The organism is Nonomuraea salmonea (assembly GCF_042428605.1).
In the GTDB taxonomy this organism is placed as follows: Bacteria; Actinomycetota; Actinomycetes; order Streptosporangiales; family Streptosporangiaceae; genus Nonomuraea; species Nonomuraea salmonea.
In genome coordinates this window covers 181,925-198,306 of sequence record NZ_JBHMCF010000036.1, presented here as the reverse complement: position 1 = coordinate 198,306, position 16,382 = coordinate 181,925, and the positions used below count along the sequence as shown (strand labels likewise).

15 protein-coding genes are annotated in these 16,382 nt (G+C 70.7%); 12 read left to right on the top strand and 3 right to left on the bottom strand.

Annotation, left to right across the window (positions count from 1 at the left end):
- Positions 1–7 precede the first annotated feature (7 nt).
- Genes ACFFR3_RS30570 through ACFFR3_RS30560 form a run of 3 tightly spaced genes read left to right on the top strand, consistent with a single transcriptional unit; the run spans position 8 to position 1,839 of the window.
- Positions 8–601: a D-glycero-alpha-D-manno-heptose-1,7-bisphosphate 7-phosphatase gene (locus ACFFR3_RS30570; RefSeq protein ID WP_364378266.1), complete on the top strand. Its 594-nt coding sequence runs from the start codon at positions 8–10 to the stop codon at positions 599–601.
- A complete protein-coding gene (locus tag ACFFR3_RS30565; protein ID WP_364378268.1) occupies positions 598–1,527 on the top strand; it encodes a glycosyltransferase in 930 nt (309 codons plus the stop codon). Before ACFFR3_RS30570 ends, ACFFR3_RS30565 begins: the two co-directional genes overlap by 4 nt.
- 30 nt (positions 1,528–1,557) lie before the next feature.
- On the top strand, positions 1,558–1,839 hold the full coding sequence (locus ACFFR3_RS30560; protein WP_345385920.1) for a WhiB family transcriptional regulator: 282 nt from the start codon (positions 1,558–1,560) through the stop codon (positions 1,837–1,839).
- Here the strand turns inward: ACFFR3_RS30560 and ACFFR3_RS30555 are convergent.
- Complete coding sequence (locus ACFFR3_RS30555; protein WP_364378271.1) at positions 1,781–2,260, bottom strand: peptide deformylase; 480 nt, start codon at positions 2,258–2,260, stop codon at positions 1,781–1,783. The genes ACFFR3_RS30560 and ACFFR3_RS30555 overlap by 59 nt on opposite strands.
- A 229-nt stretch (positions 2,261–2,489) precedes the next feature.
- Between ACFFR3_RS30555 and ACFFR3_RS30550 the strand changes: the two genes are divergently transcribed.
- The gene (locus tag ACFFR3_RS30550) at positions 2,490–3,656 is read left to right on the top strand and encodes a uroporphyrinogen-III synthase (RefSeq protein ID WP_364378273.1); all 1,167 of its coding nucleotides are present in this window, start codon (positions 2,490–2,492) and stop codon (positions 3,654–3,656) included.
- A gap of 124 nt (positions 3,657–3,780) precedes the next feature.
- Positions 3,781–4,503 carry a sirohydrochlorin chelatase gene (locus ACFFR3_RS30545; protein ID WP_364378275.1) on the top strand — a complete coding sequence of 241 codons (723 nt, stop codon included), beginning with the start codon at positions 3,781–3,783 and terminating at the stop codon, positions 4,501–4,503.
- Positions 4,504–4,527: 24 nt separating this feature from the next.
- Here ACFFR3_RS30545 and ACFFR3_RS30540 read toward each other — a convergent pair whose 3' ends face one another.
- Both ACFFR3_RS30540 and ACFFR3_RS30535 read right to left on the bottom strand, forming a co-directional pair.
- Positions 4,528–4,863: a TetR/AcrR family transcriptional regulator C-terminal domain-containing protein gene (locus tag ACFFR3_RS30540; protein ID WP_345385912.1), complete on the bottom strand. Its 336-nt coding sequence runs from the start codon at positions 4,861–4,863 to the stop codon at positions 4,528–4,530.
- A 367-nt stretch (positions 4,864–5,230) separates the two neighbouring features.
- Positions 5,231–6,085: a PAC2 family protein gene (locus ACFFR3_RS30535; RefSeq protein ID WP_364378280.1), complete on the bottom strand. Its 855-nt coding sequence runs from the start codon at positions 6,083–6,085 to the stop codon at positions 5,231–5,233.
- Positions 6,086–6,349: 264 nt separating this feature from the next.
- Here ACFFR3_RS30535 and metH point away from each other — a divergent pair, with 264 nt between their 5' ends.
- The 7 genes from metH to ACFFR3_RS30500 all read left to right on the top strand — a co-directional run bounded on the left by metH (position 6,350) and on the right by ACFFR3_RS30500 (position 16,354).
- Positions 6,350–9,814: a methionine synthase gene (gene metH / locus ACFFR3_RS30530; RefSeq protein ID WP_379484257.1), complete on the top strand. Its 3,465-nt coding sequence runs from the start codon at positions 6,350–6,352 to the stop codon at positions 9,812–9,814.
- Positions 9,815–9,918: 104 nt separating this feature from the next.
- Complete coding sequence (locus ACFFR3_RS30525) at positions 9,919–10,563, top strand: HAD family hydrolase (RefSeq protein WP_345385910.1); 645 nt, start codon at positions 9,919–9,921, stop codon at positions 10,561–10,563.
- 100 nt (positions 10,564–10,663) lie between these two features.
- Positions 10,664–11,185 (top strand): cellulose synthase, encoded by a 522-nt coding sequence (locus ACFFR3_RS30520; protein ID WP_345385908.1) that lies wholly within the window; start codon positions 10,664–10,666, stop codon positions 11,183–11,185.
- A 236-nt stretch (positions 11,186–11,421) separates the two neighbouring features.
- A complete protein-coding gene (locus ACFFR3_RS30515; RefSeq protein WP_345385906.1) occupies positions 11,422–12,414 on the top strand; it encodes an ABC transporter permease in 993 nt (330 codons plus the stop codon).
- A gap of 50 nt (positions 12,415–12,464) precedes the next feature.
- A complete protein-coding gene (locus tag ACFFR3_RS30510) occupies positions 12,465–14,231 on the top strand; it encodes an ABC transporter substrate-binding protein (protein ID WP_345385904.1) in 1,767 nt (588 codons plus the stop codon).
- An 87-nt stretch (positions 14,232–14,318) separates the two neighbouring features.
- A complete protein-coding gene (locus ACFFR3_RS30505) occupies positions 14,319–15,332 on the top strand; it encodes an ABC transporter permease (protein ID WP_345385902.1) in 1,014 nt (337 codons plus the stop codon).
- Positions 15,329–16,354 carry an ABC transporter ATP-binding protein gene (locus tag ACFFR3_RS30500; protein WP_345385900.1) on the top strand — a complete coding sequence of 342 codons (1,026 nt, stop codon included), beginning with the start codon at positions 15,329–15,331 and terminating at the stop codon, positions 16,352–16,354. Before ACFFR3_RS30505 ends, ACFFR3_RS30500 begins: the two co-directional genes overlap by 4 nt.
- Positions 16,355–16,382: the final 28 nt, after the last annotated feature.

Here is a 16,382-nt window from a genome sequence, read left to right as displayed (position 1 = left end):
GAGGTGAATGGTGTTCGAAAAGCGGCGTCCCGGGGCCGTGCTCTTCGACCGGGACGGAACCTTGATCAGGGACGTGCCCTACAACGGCGATCCCGGCCTGGTCGAACCCATGCCGGGCGCGGTGGAGGCGCTGGGCCGGCTGAGACGGGCCGACGTGCCGGTGGCCGTGGTCACCAACCAGTCGGGCGTCGCCAAGGGCCTGCTGTCGCCGGACGAGATGGACCAGGTGAACGCCAAGGTGGAGGAGCTGCTCGGCCCGTTCGACGCGTGGGCGATCTGCGTACACGACGACGCCGACGGCTGCACCTGCCGCAAGCCCGCGCCCGGCCTGGTGATCAGGGCCGCCGCGGTGCTCGACGTCAGCCCGCGCGACTGCGTGGTCGTCGGCGACATCGGCCGCGACATGGACGCGGCCAGGGCCGCGGGGGCCAGGGGCATCCTCGTGCCCACCGAGCAGACCCTGGAGGAGGAGATCGAGCGGGCGCCCGAGGTCGCCGACGACCTGAGCGACGTCGTCGAGCGCGTGCTGAGCGGCGCGGAGGAGCCGGTGCCCGCCGTCTCGGCCCCCTGGGCCCGCGCCATGGGCTGGAGCCGCTGGTGAAGATCCTCCTCTGGCACGTTCACGGCTCGTGGACCAGCGCGTTCATCCGCGGGTCGCACGAGTACCTGCTCCCGCTCGTCCCCGGCCGTGGTCCCGATGGCCGGGGGCGGGCGGCCACGTACGACTGGCCGGACAGCGCCCGCGAGGTGCCCTGGGACCGGCTGCGCGACGAGCAGGTGGACGCCGTCGTCTACCAGCGCCCGTACGAGGTCGACCTGGCCCGCGAATGGCTCGGCCCGCGCGTCTCCCGCCTGCCCGCCGTCTACGTCGAGCACAACACCCCCGCGGGCGACGTGCCCCGCACCCGCCACCCGCTGGCGGACCAGAGCGACGTCACGCTCGTGCACGTCACCCACTTCAACGAGCTCTACTGGGACAACGGCCGCGCCCCCACCCGCGTCATCGAGCACGGCGTCCCCGACCCAGGACACCTCTACAGCGGCGAGCTGGCCAGGGCCGGCGTCGTCGTCAACGAGCCGGTGCGCCGCACCCGCGTCGCCGGCACCGACCTGCTGCCGCGCTTCGCCGAGCGGGTGCCGCTCGACGTGTTCGGCATGAAGGTGGACGGGCTGCCGTACGGCACGTACGAGGACCTGCCCCAGCACGTCATGCACGCCGAGCTGGCCAAGCGGCGCGTCTACCTGCACCCCTACCGCTGGACCTCGCTGGGCCTCGCCCTCATCGAGGCCATGACGCTCGGCATGCCGGTCGTCGCGCTGGCCGCCACCGAGGCGATCGAGGCGGTGCCGCCCGAGGCCGGCGTGCTGTCGACCAAGGTGCACGTGCTGGCCGACGCGCTGGCCGAGTTCGCGGGGGATCCGGAGCGGGCGAGCCAGGCGGGCAAGGCCGCCAGGGCCGCCGCTCTGGCCCGCTACGGGCTGGACCGCTTCCTGCGGGACTGGGACCGCCTGCTCAGCGAGGTATGACGCCCTGAGGCATGGGTAGGCGCGAGGAGCATGATGATGATGCTCGACTGGACACGCAGAGCAGCCTGCCTGGACCTCGACCCCGAGCTGTTCTTCCCGATCTCGATGGAAGGGCCGAGCCAGTCGCAGGCCGACCGGGCCAAGCGGGTGTGCGCCCGCTGCCCCGTACGCGAACCATGCCTGGCATACGCCCTGGACACCCGGCAGGCGTACGGCGTGTGGGGCGGCACCGACCCCGGGCAGCGGCGCGAGCTCAGCCTGGCAGAGCCGCGAGAAAACGTTCCCGCTCGTCCGCTTCGAGGTGGTCACTGAACAGCACGCCGTCGAGGTGGTCGGTCTCGTGCTGGAGCACCCGCGCCAGCGTGCCGAGCGCCCTGACGGTGACAGGCTTGCCGAACATGTCACGGCCACGCGCGGTGACCATGTAGGAACGTTCCAGTGGCCACCACGCGCCCGGCGCCGACAGGCACGCCTCATCGGCCGTCACCCGCCGCTGTGACAACTCCAGCCGCGGGTTGACCAGGTGGCCCGACTTGCCGTCGTAGTCGTAGACCACCACGCGTACCGGCTCGCCGAGCTGCGGGGCCGCCAGCCCGGCCCGCCCCGCGCCCGCCCGCAGCGTCGCCGTCAGCGACTTCACCAGCCGGCGCAGCTCCCGATCGAAATCCTTGACCGGCTCGGCGACCGTGCGCAGCACCGGATCGCCGAACATGCGAATAGGCAGGACCGTCACCCGCGACTCCCCGATAGGCGGCCTCGTCACGGAGAACGTTTCCCCCGCCCGCGCCCGGCCAATCGCGCCACCGCAGCCTTGTAGCACAGCGGTAACAGAGGAGACCCCCGGGCGAAACCACCCGAAAGCAGTATCGGAGGGTGATCTCACTTGCGTCACACGCACCTGTGATGCCTGGCCGGGTGCTCGGGGCCCGGCCAGGCGTCCCCGACTATCTGGAGGTGCACGCATGAGCGCGCTTCCCCTGGAGGGCGGCTCGTCACCGGAGACGGCGCCCGACGCGCTGGCGGGCTTCACCGTCGGCGTGACCGCGACGAGACGGCGCGAGGAGTTCGGCGCCCTGCTGGAGCGCCGCGGCGCCCGCGTGGTCAGCGCCCCCGCGATCCGCCTCGTCCCCCTCGCCGAGGACGCCGACCTGCTCGCCGCCACCCGGCAGAGCCTGCGGGCCCCGCTCGACGACGTGGTCGTCACCACCGGTGTCGGCTTCCGCGGCTGGATGGCCGCCGCCGAGGGCTGGGGCCTGTCCGCCGAGCTCGGCGAGCACCTCGCCAACGCCCGCCTGCTCACCCGCGGCCCCAAGGCCAGGGGAGCGGTGCGGGCCGCCGGGCTCAACGACCACTGGACCCCCTCGACCGAGTCCTGCCAGGAGGTCAAGGAGCACCTCCTCGCCCAGGACCTGCGCGGGCGGCGCATCGCCGTCCAGCAGCACGGCGAGCCGCTGCGCGACTTCGTCGCCGACCTGCGCGCCGCCGGGGCCGAGGTGATCGAGATCCCGGTCTACCGGTGGCTGCCGTACCGCGACATCTCGCCGCTGCGCCGACTCATCAGCCAGACCGTCTCCGGCTCGGTGGACGCGGTGGCCTTCACCAGCGCGCCCGCCGTGCACGCCATGCTGAACGCCGCCCGCGCCGACGGCCTGGAGGAGGCGCTGCTCGCCGCGTTCGGCGGCTCGGTCGTGGCGGCCTGCGTCGGCCCCGTCACCGCCGACCCGCTCGCCTCGCGCGGCGTGCCCACCCTGCAGCCCGACCGCTCCCGGCTCGGCGCGCTCGCCCGCGCCCTGGCCAGGCACCTGCCCGAGCACGGCGTCACCCGGCTCGTCGCGGGCGGCCACCGGCTGGAGATCCGCGGCCACGCCGTGGTCGTGGACGGCGAGCTGCGGCCGCTGCCGCCGGCGCCGATGGCGGTGCTCAAGCGCCTGGCCGACAAGCCGGGCCACGTGGTGTCGCGGGCCGACCTGCGTACGGTGCTGCCGGGCAGCGTCGCCCGCGACTCGGCCGAGCACGCCGTGGAGATGGCCATCACCCGGCTGCGCCGCGCGCTCGGGCCCGGCGGCATCGTCGAGACCGTGGTCAAGCGCGGCTACCGGCTCGCCTGCCTGTACGAGGCCGGCCTTTGACCCTCGCACCACCCACCCCCGAGCCCACCACCCGGCCCGCCCGGGGCCGGTGGCCGTCGATGACCCCCGCCCCGCTCACCGAGGAGTTCCGCATGCCGTGGCCCGTTCCCGCCGGAGCCGGCCGATGACCCCCACGCTCGTCCTGGCCGCCCACGGCACCCGCGACCCCGCGGGGGAGCGGACGCTGGCCGCGCTCGCGCGGACCGCCAGGGCCGCACGTCCAGGACACCGCGTGGAGCTCAGCTACCTGGAGCTCAGCTCGCCGCTGCTGGCGCAGGTGCTGCCCGCCGTGCGCGGGCCGGTGGTGGTCGTGCCGCTGCTGCTGGCCGGCGGCTACCACGTGCACGTCGACCTGCCCCGCGTCGTCGCCGAGCACCGGCCGGAGGCGGTGGTGGCCCGCTGGCTCGGCCCGCACCGGCTGCTCACCTCGGCGCTGGCGCGCAAACTGGCCCGCGCGGGCCTGCGCGCCACCGACGCGGTGCTGCTCGGCGCGGCCGGCTCGTCCGACCCGGCGGCGCTGGCCGACGTGCGCGCCGCCGCGCACCAGCTCGCCGTGCGGCTGGCCCGCCCGGTGACCGCCGCGTTCGCGTCGGCGGGCACGCCGTCGCTGGACGAGGCCATGGAACGGCTCGCCTCGACCCCGGCCGCGCGGGTGGCGATCGCCTCGTACGTGCTCGCGCCGGGCTTCTTCCACGACAGGCTGGCCGCGGTGGCCGCGGGCCGTCCCGCCGCCGTGGTCAGCGAGCCGCTGGGCGCCGACCTCGACGTGGCGGCGCTGATCTGGCACCGCTACGACGAGGCCGTACGCCGCTCCGCCGCCATGCCCCGCACCCTGCGCCGGGCATGACCAGAAAGAAGACGTGAAAGAAGATCAGACGGGGTCGAGGCGCAGCTCGCGGACGATCTCGCGAGCAGTGGCGTCCCTGGACGGCGCGGCGTCGGCGCCGACGAACATCTCGATGTAGGCCCGGTGGAAGCAGCCCGCGACCAGCAGCCGCGCGCTCGCCTCGGGGTCGGCGTCGGCCCTGATGCGGCCCAGCCGCTGCTCGGCCGCCAGGTACGCGGCCAGCGGCGTGGTCTCCGTACGCGGCCCGAGCCCGGTCTGCTTGATGGCCTGGCGGAAGCGTACGGTGACGTTGGGCGAGGTGAAGGCCGGCAGCGCGGCGCTCTGGACGTCGATGTAATAGTCGATGCCGGCCCGCGCCACAGGCAGAAGATTGTCGGAAACGGACCCTTTTCCTGTGCGATGGGCTAAATCATGCAAAATGCTCAACCAGAGAGGAAGCCGATCCTGGAGCAGCGCGAGGAAGTGGTCCACCGAGCCGCCGGCACGGTCCTCCCTGAGCGAGACGGCCATCTCGAGGATGCGCCGCCGGGTGTCCTGGCTCCTCTGGTGCGGGTCAACATGGGATGTCGCCATGGCATGCCTAACGTGCGCGGTCGGAGGATGTAGGCATCACGTGCGAAGCCGGAGTTTCCGGCCGGCTAACTCTGGAGTCCCGGCTTGTCGGGATCTGGTGGTCCCCGATTATTACCTGAGAACGAGAAAATTGGGCAGATTCACTACCTGAGAGTTAGCTGTCCGTGTCGCGATCTCTACGTCGCAGGTAGCGCTCGAACTCCGCCGCGATCGCGTCGCCGCTGGCCTCGGGCAGCTCGGCGGCGTCCTTGCGCTCCTCGAGCTCCTTGACGTATTCGGCGACCTCGCTGTCCTGCGAGGCCAGCTCGTCGACGCCACGCTCCCACGCCCTGGCCTCCTCGTCGAGGTCGCCCAGCGGCATCGGGATCTCCAGGACGTCCTCCAGCCGGCGCAGCAGCGCCAGCGTCGCCTTGGGGTTGGGCGGCTGCGCGACGTAGTGGGGCACCGAGGCCCACAGCGAGATCGCGTCGAGCCCCGCCTTGCCGAACGCGTGCTGCAGCACGCCCACGATGCCGGTCGGGCCCTCGTAGCGGCTCAGCTCCAGCCCCGTCGAGCGGGCCAGCCCCTCGGTGGTGGCGCCGCCGAGGATCGGCACGGGCCTGGTGTGCGGCGAGTCGTTGAGCAGCGCGCCGAGCATGACGGCCAGCTCGATGCCGAGCTCGCGGCAGACGTAGATGATGTCGTCGCAGAACGAGCGCCAGCGCATGTTGGGCTCGATGCCGCGCAGCAGCACCACGTCGCGCTCGACGCCCGGGGGCCGCGCGCGCAGCAGCCGCGTCGTCGGCCACACGATCGACTGGGCCAGCCCGTCGGTCATCTCCACCACGGGCCTGGTGACCTGGAAGTCGTAGTAGTCGTCGGGGTCGAGTGCCACCAGCGGCTCTGCCTTCCAGGCCGACTCGAGATGGGCGATCACGCCGCTGGAAGCCTCACCCGCGTCGTTCCACCCCTCGAACGCGGCGATGAGCACCGGGTCGACGAGCTCGGGGAGCCCTTCGAGCTCTATCACGTGTCGCCTCCACTTCCCTTCGTCCCGCTAAGCCTATGCGGTGAGGGGGCATCGCCGTCACCGATCTCCCCCCTAATGCCGCCCTGCCCCGTTCGCGACCCGCGAACGCGCCCCGCAAGACAACGATCACGAAACGCCGGGAATGAACCGCCGCACCCCGCCGACGCCGCCCCCACAGGGCCTCAGGCCGTCGCCTGAGGCGGTCGAGCGGCGTGCGAGCGGCGTGCGAGCGGCGCTCGAAGCCCACCCGATAAGCTGAACCTCATGAGCATCTCCCCGTCCTTCCGAGAAGTGTTGTCCCAGCGCGTCATCGTGGCCGACGGGGCGATGGGCACGATGCTCCAGGCCCAGGACCCCACGCTCGACGACTTCCACGGGCACGAGGGCTGCAACGAGGTGCTCAACGTCACCCGCCCCGACATCGTGCGCGGCGTCCACGACGCCTACTTCGCGGTCGGCGTCGACTGTGTCGAGACCAACACCTTCGGCGCCAACCTCGCCGCGCTCGGCGAATACGACATCTCCGACCGCGTCTTCGAATACTCCGAGGCCGGCGCCCGCATCGCCCGCGAGGCCGCCGACCACTGGGCCACCCCCGACCAGCCGCGCTTCGTGCTCGGCTCCATGGGCCCCGGCACCAAGCTGCCGACGCTCGGCCACCTGCCCTACGCGAGCCTGCGCGATGCCTACCGCGACAACGCGGCCGGCCTGATCGCCGGCGGCGCCGACGCGCTCATCATCGAGACCTGCCAGGACCTGCTCCAGGTCAAGGCCGCCGTGGTCGGCGCCAAGCGGGCCATCGAGGCGGCCGGCCGCGACATCCCGATCATCGCCCAGGTCACCATCGAGACCAACGGCGCCATGCTGCTCGGCTCCGAGATCGGCGCCGCCCTCACCGCGATCGAGCCGCTCGGCGTCGACATCGTCGGGCTCAACTGCGCGACCGGCCCCGCCGAGATGAGCGAGCACCTGCGCTACCTCGCCCGCCACTCCAGGCTCAAGCTGTCCTGCATGCCCAACGCCGGCCTGCCGGTGCTGACCGCCGACGGCGCCTACTACCCGCTGAGCGCGCAGGAGCTGGCCGAGGCCCACCAGACCTTCACCCGCGACTACGGCCTGTCGCTGGTGGGCGGCTGCTGCGGCACCACGCCCGAGCACCTGCGCCAGGTGGTCGAGAAGGTGCGCGGCAAGCAGCCCGCCACCCGCCGGCCCCGCCCCGAGCCCGGCGCCTCCTCGCTCTACCAGACCGTCCCGTTCCGCCAGGACACCTCCTACCTCGCCATCGGCGAGCGCTGCAACACCAACGGCTCCAAGGCCTTCCGCGAGGCCATGCTGGCCGGCCGCTGGGACGACTGCGTCGAGACGGCCCGCGACCAGGCCCGCGACGGCGCCCACATGCTCGACCTGTGCGTCGACTACGTCGGCCGCGACGGCGTGACCGACATGAAGGAGCTGGCCTTCCGCTTCGCCACCGCCTCCACGCTGCCGATCATGCTCGACTCCACCGAGCCCGCGGTGCTGCAGGCCGGTCTCGAGATGCTGGGCGGGCGCGCCGCGGTCAACTCCGTCAACTACGAGGACGGCGACGGCCCCGACTCCCGCTTCCAGAAGATCATGCGGCTGGTCCGCGAGCACGGCGCCGCCGTGGTCGCCCTCACCATCGACGAGGAGGGCCAGGCCCGCACCGCCGACCACAAGGTGCGGGTGGCCACCCGCCTGGTCGAAGACCTCACCGGCAACTGGGGCATGCGGGTCGAGGACATCATCGTCGACTGCCTGACCTTCCCCATCGCCACCGGCCAGGAGGAGACCAGGCGCGACGGCCTGGAGACCATCGAGGCGATCCGCGAGCTCAAGCGCCGCTACCCGGGCGTGCAGACCACGCTGGGCCTGTCCAACATCAGCTTCGGCCTCAACCCGGCCGCCCGCATGGTGCTCAACTCGGTGTTCCTCAACGAGTGCGTCAACGCGGGGCTCGACTCCGCCATCGTCCACGCCTCCAAGATCCTGCCGATGGCGCGCATCCCCGACGAGCAGCGCCAGGTCGCCCTCGACATGGTCTACGACCGCCGCCGCGAGGGCTACGACCCGCTGCAGCGCTTCATGGATCTGTTCGAAGGGGTCGACGCCGCCGCCATGCGCGCCGGCAAGGCCGAGGAGCTGGCCGCGCTGCCGCTGTGGGAGCGGCTCAAGCGGCGCATCATCGACGGCGAGCGCAAGGGCCTCGAGGCCGACCTCGACACCGCGCTCGACCAGCGCCCCGCCCTGGAGATCATCAACGACGTGCTGCTCGACGGCATGAAGACGGTCGGCGAGCTGTTCGGCTCGGGGCAGATGCAGCTGCCGTTCGTGCTGCAGTCGGCCGAGGTGATGAAGGCCGCCGTCGCCTACCTCGAGCCCCACATGGACCGCGTCGAGGGCGAGACCAAGGGCCGCATCGTGCTGGCCACCGTCAAGGGCGACGTCCACGACATCGGCAAGAACCTCGTCGACATCATCCTGTCCAACAACGGCTACCAGGTCGTCAACCTCGGCATCAAGCAGCCGGTCTCGGCCATCCTCGAGACCGCCGACGAGCAGAAGGCCGACGTCATCGGCATGTCGGGCCTGCTGGTCAAGTCGACGGTCATCATGAAGGAGAACCTGGAGGAGATGAACTCCAGGGGCCTGTCGCAGCGCTACCCGGTGCTGCTCGGCGGGGCCGCGCTCACCCGCGCCTACGTCGAGCAGGACCTCGCCGAGCTGTTCGAGGGCGAGGTGCGCTACGCCCGTGACGCGTTCGAGGGGCTGCGGCTGATGGACGCGTTCATGGCGGTCAAGCGCGGCGAGGCGGGCGCGACGCTGCCGCCGCTGCGCGAGCGGCGCGTCAAGACCGGTGCCACGCTCGTCCGCACGCCCGTCGAGGAGCTGCCGGCCCGCTCCGACGTCGCCGCCGACAACCCGGTGCCGCGCGCGCCCTTCCACGGCGACCGCCTGGTCAAGGGCATCTCGCTGACCGACTACGCCGCCTTCCTCGACGAGCGCGCCCTGTTCCTCGGCCAGTGGGGGCTCAAGCCCACCAGGGGCGGCGAGGGCCCCGGCTACGAGGAGCTGGTCGAGACCGAGGGCCGGCCGCGGCTGCGCATGTGGCTCGACCGCATGCAGACCGAGGGCCTGCTGGAGGCGGCCGTCGTCTACGGCTACTTCCCGTGCGTCTCCGACGGCGACTCGCTGATCATCCTCGACGACGCCGGTAATGAGCGCACCCGCTTCACGTTCCCGCGCCAGCGCCGCGACCGCCACCTGTGCCTGTCCGACTTCTTCCGCCCGAAGGACAGCGGAGAGGTCGACGTCGTCGGCTTCCAGGTGGCCACCATGGGCGCCAAGATCTCCGAGGCCACGGCCGAGCTGTTCGCCAAAGACGCCTACCGCGACTACCTCGAGCTGCACGGCCTGTCGGTGCAGCTCACCGAGGCGCTGGCCGAATACTGGCACGCCCGGGTGCGCGCGGAGTGGGGCATCGGCGGCGACGAGTCGCTCGACGACATGCTCAAGGTCAACGTCCAGGGCTGCCGCTACTCCTTCGGCTACCCGGCCTGCCCCAACCTGGAGGACCAGAAGCAGCTGTTCGAGCTGCTCGACCCCGAGCGCATCGGGGTGACGCTGTCGGAGGAGTTCCAGCTCCACCCCGAGCAGGCCACCTCGGCGCTGGTCGCCCACCACCCCGAGGCGAAATACTTCAACGTCTGACCCGCCCGGTCCCGCCGCGCGCCCGGCATCGGGCGGTTCGCCGTGCGCGCAGGGGCGGCAGCGTGATCTGGTGAGAACCGCCGACCGATCGGGGAGAGCACTTCATGGACGCCGTCTTCTTCGACATGGACGGCCTGCTGGTGGACAGCGAGCGCGTCTGGCTGGAGATCGAGACCGGGGTGATGGCCAGGCTGGGCGCCGCGTGGACGCCCGAGCACCAGGCCCACCTGGTGGGCGGCTCCATGGAGCGCACGGTCGACTACATGCTGGCGGTCTCGGGCGCCGAGGTGGCGCCGCAGGCCGTGCGGGAGTGGATGATCGACGGCATGGTGGCCCGGCTGCAGGACGGTGTGCCCGTCATGCCGGGCGCGTCCGAGCTGCTCGACGCGCTGCGCGACGAGGGGGTGCCGGTGGCGCTGGTCACCTCCTCGCTGCGGCCGATCGCCGACGCGGTGCTGAAGAGCGTCGGCAGGGAGCGGTTCGACCTGGTGGTGACGGCCGACGACGTCACCCGTACGAAGCCGGACCCGGAGCCCTACCTGACGGCCGCGCGGCGGCTCGGGGCCGAGCCGGTGCGCTGCGTGGTGCTGGAGGACTCCCCGAACGGGGTGGCCGCGGCGACGGCGGCCGGCTGCGCGGTGGTGGCGGTGCCGAGCCTGCTGCCCGTCGAGCAGGCGCCGGGGCGGCTGGTGGTGACGTCCCTGACAGACGTAGGGGTCGCGGACCTGAGGGCACTTCTGGGGCCGTAGGCACGTTCCCCTAAGGGAAAAGTGGTTCTCACGGAGGAGGCGCACGGGCCTTCGCGTGCCAGGATGGTAAAGCAAGAGCCACGGACTAGGGGGCGGCGAGATGGACACCTTTAACGCGATCGCCTGGATGCCGCTGTGCGCCGGTGTGACCATAGCGGGGCTGGTGCTGGCCTTCCTGGCGTTCCGGCGCCGGGGCGCGGCGGCCGGCATGCGCGTGACGGCCTGGGCGCTGCTGCCGCTGGCCGCCTACCTCACGGGCGCGCTGCAGTCGCTGTGGACGATCGGCACCACCGTGGTGGGCTTCGTGACGGGGCTGGTGCTCAACCCCGCCGTGTGGGCGGGCGTGGCGCTGGCCGGGCTGTCGGTCGTGCTGTTCGTGGTGTCCGGCGTGATGCGCGGCAGGAAGCTGTCCTTGGGGCGGAAGAAGCCGGCCGCCGGGACGCCGGAGGCCGGCGCCGGAGCGGCGGGCCCGCAGGCCGCCCAGCAGCCGGCCCAGCAGGCGGCCCAGAAATCCGCCGGGGCGGCCAAGCCGCGGCCCGCCGTGAACCAGAAGCCGGCGAGCAAGGGCGACGACGACTTCTCCGACATCGAGGAGCTCCTCAAGCGGCGCGGCATCAGCTGAACGGACACGCCTGGTGACTATGTCACGGTTCCGAGACGTAACCGGAACTCGCCCTAGACAATCCGTTCAAGATCAATACGAATGAGTTTCGCAACAATCACGGATTGGCCACATAGCGGCCTGAGGGACTAGTCAGCGCAGCTCAGGCCATAGATTCTGCCCCATGAGGTCGCGACAAGCGGTCTAGAGTCAGCACGCAATGACTGCGTCGTCTTGTCAGCAGGGGGCATTACGGAATGACCGCACCGCTCGACGTTCCCGGTTCAGCAGCCGAGGCGAACCCGGAGGCTGTCCTCGCCGGGACGGGCAAGGCCATCCAAGGCCGATCCCTCACCAGGATCGCCTGGATGCGGCTGCGCCGCGACAAGGTCGCACTCACCGGCGGCATCATCGTCATCCTGCTGATCCTCGTCGCGATCTTCTCCTCGCCGATCATCTCCGTGTTCGGCCACCCGCCCCTGGAGTTCCACCAGGACGAGATCGACCCGAACACGCTGCTGCCCAAGGGCGCCTTCGGCGGCGTGGGCGGCGAATACCTGCTCGGCGTCGAACCGGTCAACGGCCGCGACATCTTCAGCCGCATCGTCGCCGGCGCGTGGATCTCGCTGCTGATCGGCTTCGTGGCCACGCTGCTGTCGGTCATCATCGGCACCACGCTCGGCGTCATCGCCGGTTACTTCGGCGGCTGGGTCGACCAGATCATCGGCCGGCTCATGGACGTCTTCCTCGCCTTCCCGCTGCTGGTCTTCGCCATCGCGCTGGCCGGCGTCATTCCCGACGAGGGGTTCGGCCTGGAGGGCAACGGGCTGCGCATCGCCATGCTGATCTTCATCATCGGCTTCTTCAGCTGGCCCAGCATCGGCCGCATCGTGCGCGGCCAGACGCTGTCGCTGCGCGAGCGCGAGTTCGTCGACGCCGCCAAGAGCCTCGGCGCCCGCCACGGCTACATCCTCTTCCGCGAGATCCTGCCGAACCTGCTGGCGCCGATCCTGGTCTACGCGACGCTGCTCATCCCGACCAACATCCTCTTCGAGGCCGCGCTGTCGTTCCTCGGCGTCGGCGTCAGCCCGCCCACCCCGACCTGGGGTGGCATGCTGTCCGAGGCGGTCCGCTTCTACACACTGCCCCACTTCGTGCTCTTCCCGGGGCTGGCGATCTTCATCACGGTCCTGGCGTTCAACCTGTTCGGCGACGGGCTGCGCGACGCCTTCGACCCACGGGCCCACTGAGTCCCGCCAACGCTTCATCCCCCGCATCTCACTCATCAAGGGGTTAGTCAATGAGAAGGAAACACGCACTGGCCGGAGCCGCGACAGCGGCCCTCGCCCTGGTGCTCTCCGCCTGTGGCGGCGGAGGTGGGAATACCTCACAGCAGCCCGCCCAGTCGGCGTCAGGCGGTGCCGCGCAACCCGCGTTCAACGCCGCGCTCACCTCGGTCTACAACCCGTCCACGAAGAAGGGCGGGACGCTGAAGGCGGCCCACTCCTCCGACTGGGACAGCCTCGACCCGGGTGACACCTACTACGGCTACTCGTTCAACTTCGGCCGCTTCTACTGGCGGACGCTGACGATGTACAAGCCGGGTCCCGGCCCCGAGGGCAACACCGTCATCCCCGACCTGGCCGAAGGGCTCGGCGAGGCCAGCGACGGCGGCAAGACCTGGACGTACAAGCTGAAGAGCGGCCTGAAGTTCGAGGACGGCACCCCGATCACGGCCAAGGACGTGGCCTACGCGGTGGCGCGCTCCTTCGACAAGGAGACCTTCGCGCACGGCCCCTCCTACCTCAACGAGCTGCTCGACTGGCCGAAGGACTTCAAGGGCGTCTACAAGTCCCCGGACGTCGACTACAAGTCCGCCGTCGAGGCCACCGACGACAGCACCGTCGTCTTCCACCTGAAGAAGCCGTTCGCGTCGATGGACTACATCGTCCAGATGCCGATGACGGCTCCGGTGCCGAAGGACAAGGACACGGGCGCCAAGTACAAGGAGCACGTCGTCTCCTCCGGCCCGTACAAGTTCGAGACCAACGAGATCGGCAAGCGCTTCACCCTGGTCCGCAACGACCAGTGGGACCCGGCGACCGACCCGAACAGGCCGGCCCTGCCGGACCGCATCGAGGTCCAGCTGAACGTCAACGCCGACGACCTCGACAACCAGCTGATCTCCGGCGACATCCACCTCGACATCCCCGGCACCGGCCTGCAGCCGGCCGCGCTGGGCAAGGTGCTGCCGGACCCGGCGCTCAAGGCCCGTACGGACAACCCGACGATCCCCAGGCTCTGGTACGTCTCGGTCATCCCGGACAACGCGCCGCTCGACAACCTCGACTGCCGCAAGGCCGTGATGTTCGCCGCGGACCGCGTCGCCAACCAGACCGCCTACGGAGGCCCGCTGGCCGGTGGCGACATCGCCACCAACGTCATGCCGCCGCCCATCGTCGGCCAGGAGAAGTTCGACCTGTACGCCAGCCCCGAGAACAAGGGTGACGTCGAGAAGGCCAAGCAGGCCCTCGCCGCCTGCGGCCAGCCGAACGGCTTCGAGACCACCATGGCGTTCCGCTCGGACCGCCCGCGCGAGAAGGCGCTGGCCGAGGCCATGCAGCAGGCCCTCGCCAAGGTGAACATCAAGCTCGACCTCAAGGGCTTCCCGGCCTCCAGCTACTTCTCCGACTACGCCGGTAACACCGACTACGTCAAGAGCAACAAGATCGGCCTTGCCACGCACGGCTGGGGCTCCGACTGGCCCGACGGCTACGGCTTCATGCAGGCCATCGTCGACAGCCGCACCATCCGCAAGGCCGGCAACTACAACCTCAGCGTCAAGAGCCCGGAGGTCGACAAGCTGATCGACCAGGCCTCCGCCGAGCTCGACGACACCGCCCGCGCCAAGCTGTGGGTCGAGGTCGACAAGAAGGTCATGGAGGACGCGTCCCTCCTGCCGGTCGTGTGGGCCAAGTCGCTGCTCATGCGCGGTCAGGGCGTGACGAACCTCGCCTACAACGAGGGCCAGAGCATGTACGACTACATCTTGCTCGGCGTCGAGTGACCAGGCGAGGTTCGGGGATCTAGCGAAGGCAGGTGAAGGCAGGAGTGGCCCGCCCGCCCCGGCGGGCGGGCCACTCGGCCGGTAGCGGTGGTCACATACATCATCAGGCGTCTGATCGGCGCGATCGCCATGCTCATATTGATCAGCATGGTCACGTTCGGCATCTTCTTCGTCGTGCCGCAGTGGGCCGGGGCGACACCCGAGGCCCTCGCGTCGCGGTACGTCGGCCGGGCGGCCACTCCGGAGACCGTCCACCTGGTGGCCGAACGGCTCGGCTTCAACGACCCGGTCGTCGTGCAGTACGGCAGGTTCGTCAAGGGCCTGGTCGCCGGAGCCGAGTACGACTACGGCGCCGGCGTCGAGCAGTGCCCCGCGCCCTGCTTCGGCTACTCCTTCATCTCCGGCCAGCCCGTCTGGCCGGACCTGCTCGACCGCATGCCGACCACCTTCTCGCTGGCCATCGGCGCCGCCCTGCTGTGGGTGATCGGCGGCGTCAGCGTCGGCGTGCTGTCGGCCCTGCGAAGAGGCAGCTTCTTCGACCGGATCTCCATGGGCACCGCCCTGGCCGGCGTCTCGCTGCCCATCTTCTTCACCGGCATGATCTCCCTGGTCGTCTTCAGTTACGGCCTCGGCTGGACGCCGCCGGGCGGCGCCTGGACCGACTTCACCGTCAATCCGCTGCAATGGGCGTACAACCTGCTGCTGCCGTGGATCACGCTGGCGTTCCTGTTCGCCGCCACGTACGCCCGGCTCACCCGGGCGGGCATGCTGGAGACGATGGGCGAGGACTACATCCGCACCGCCAGAGCCAAGGGCCTGCGGGAGAACCAGGTGGTGGTCAAGCACGGCCTGCGCGCCGCGCTCACCCCGATCCTGACCCTGTTCGGCATCGACTTCGGCCTGCTCATCGGCGGCGCCGTGCTCACCGAGACCACCTATACTCTGCCCGGGCTCGGCCAGTTCGCCATCCTGGCGATCAGGAACCAGGACCTGCCGCAGGTCATGGGTGTCGTGCTCGTCGCCGCCGGATTCGTGGTGGTCGCGAGCCTGGTCGTCGACCTGCTGTACGCCGTGGTCGACCCGAGGGTGAGGTTGTCGTGAGCTTTCTTGACGTCAAGGACCTGAAGATCCACTTCCCGACCGACGACGGCCTCGTCCGCTCCGTCGACGGGCTGTCGTTCAGCGTCGAGCGGGGCAAGACCCTCGGCATCGTCGGCGAGTCGGGCTCCGGCAAGAGCGTGACCAGCCTCGGCGTGCTCGGCCTGCACAAGGGCGGCCGGGCCCGCATCTCCGGCGAGATCTGGCTCGACGGCGAGGAGCTCATCGGCGCCTCCGCCGAGCACGTGCGCAAGCTGCGCGGCAAGAAGATGGCGATGATCTTCCAGGATCCGCTGTCGTCGATGCACCCCTTCTACACGGTCGGCCACCAGATCATCGAGGCGTACCGGATCCACAACGGCGTCTCCAAGCAGGTCGCCCGCAAGCACGCCGTCGACATGCTCGGCCGCGTCGGCATCCCCGAGCCGGCCAGGCGCGTCGACAGCTACCCGCACGAGTTCTCCGGCGGCATGCGCCAGCGCGCCATGATCGCCATGGCGCTGTCGTGCGACCCCGAGCTGCTCATCGCCGACGAGCCCACCACCGCGCTCGACGTGACCGTCCAGGCGCAGATCCTCGACCTGATGCGCGACCTGCAGCGCGAGTTCAACTCCGCGCTCATCGTCATCACCCACGACCTGGGCGTGGTCGCCGAGCTGTCCGACGACATCCTCGTCATGTACGCCGGCAAGTGCGTCGAGTACGGCACCACCGACGACGTCTTCTACCGCCCCGAGCACCCCTACACCTGGGGCCTGCTGGGCTCCATGCCGCGGCTCGACCGCGAGCCCACCGAGCGGCTGCTGCCGATCAAGGGCTCGCCGCCGTCCCTCATCAACGTGCCGCCGGGCTGCGCCTTCCACCCCCGCTGCCCGTACGCCGAGCGCACCGCCGGCAAGGCCACGACCGAGGTGCCGGCCCTCGCCGAGACCGAGGGCGGCCACCTGGTGCGCTGCCACATGAGCAGGGACGAGCGGCAGAGCCTGTGGGTTAACGAGATCAAGCCAGTGCTGGAGACCCAGTGAGCGACAACGAGCTGCTTCTTTCCGTGCA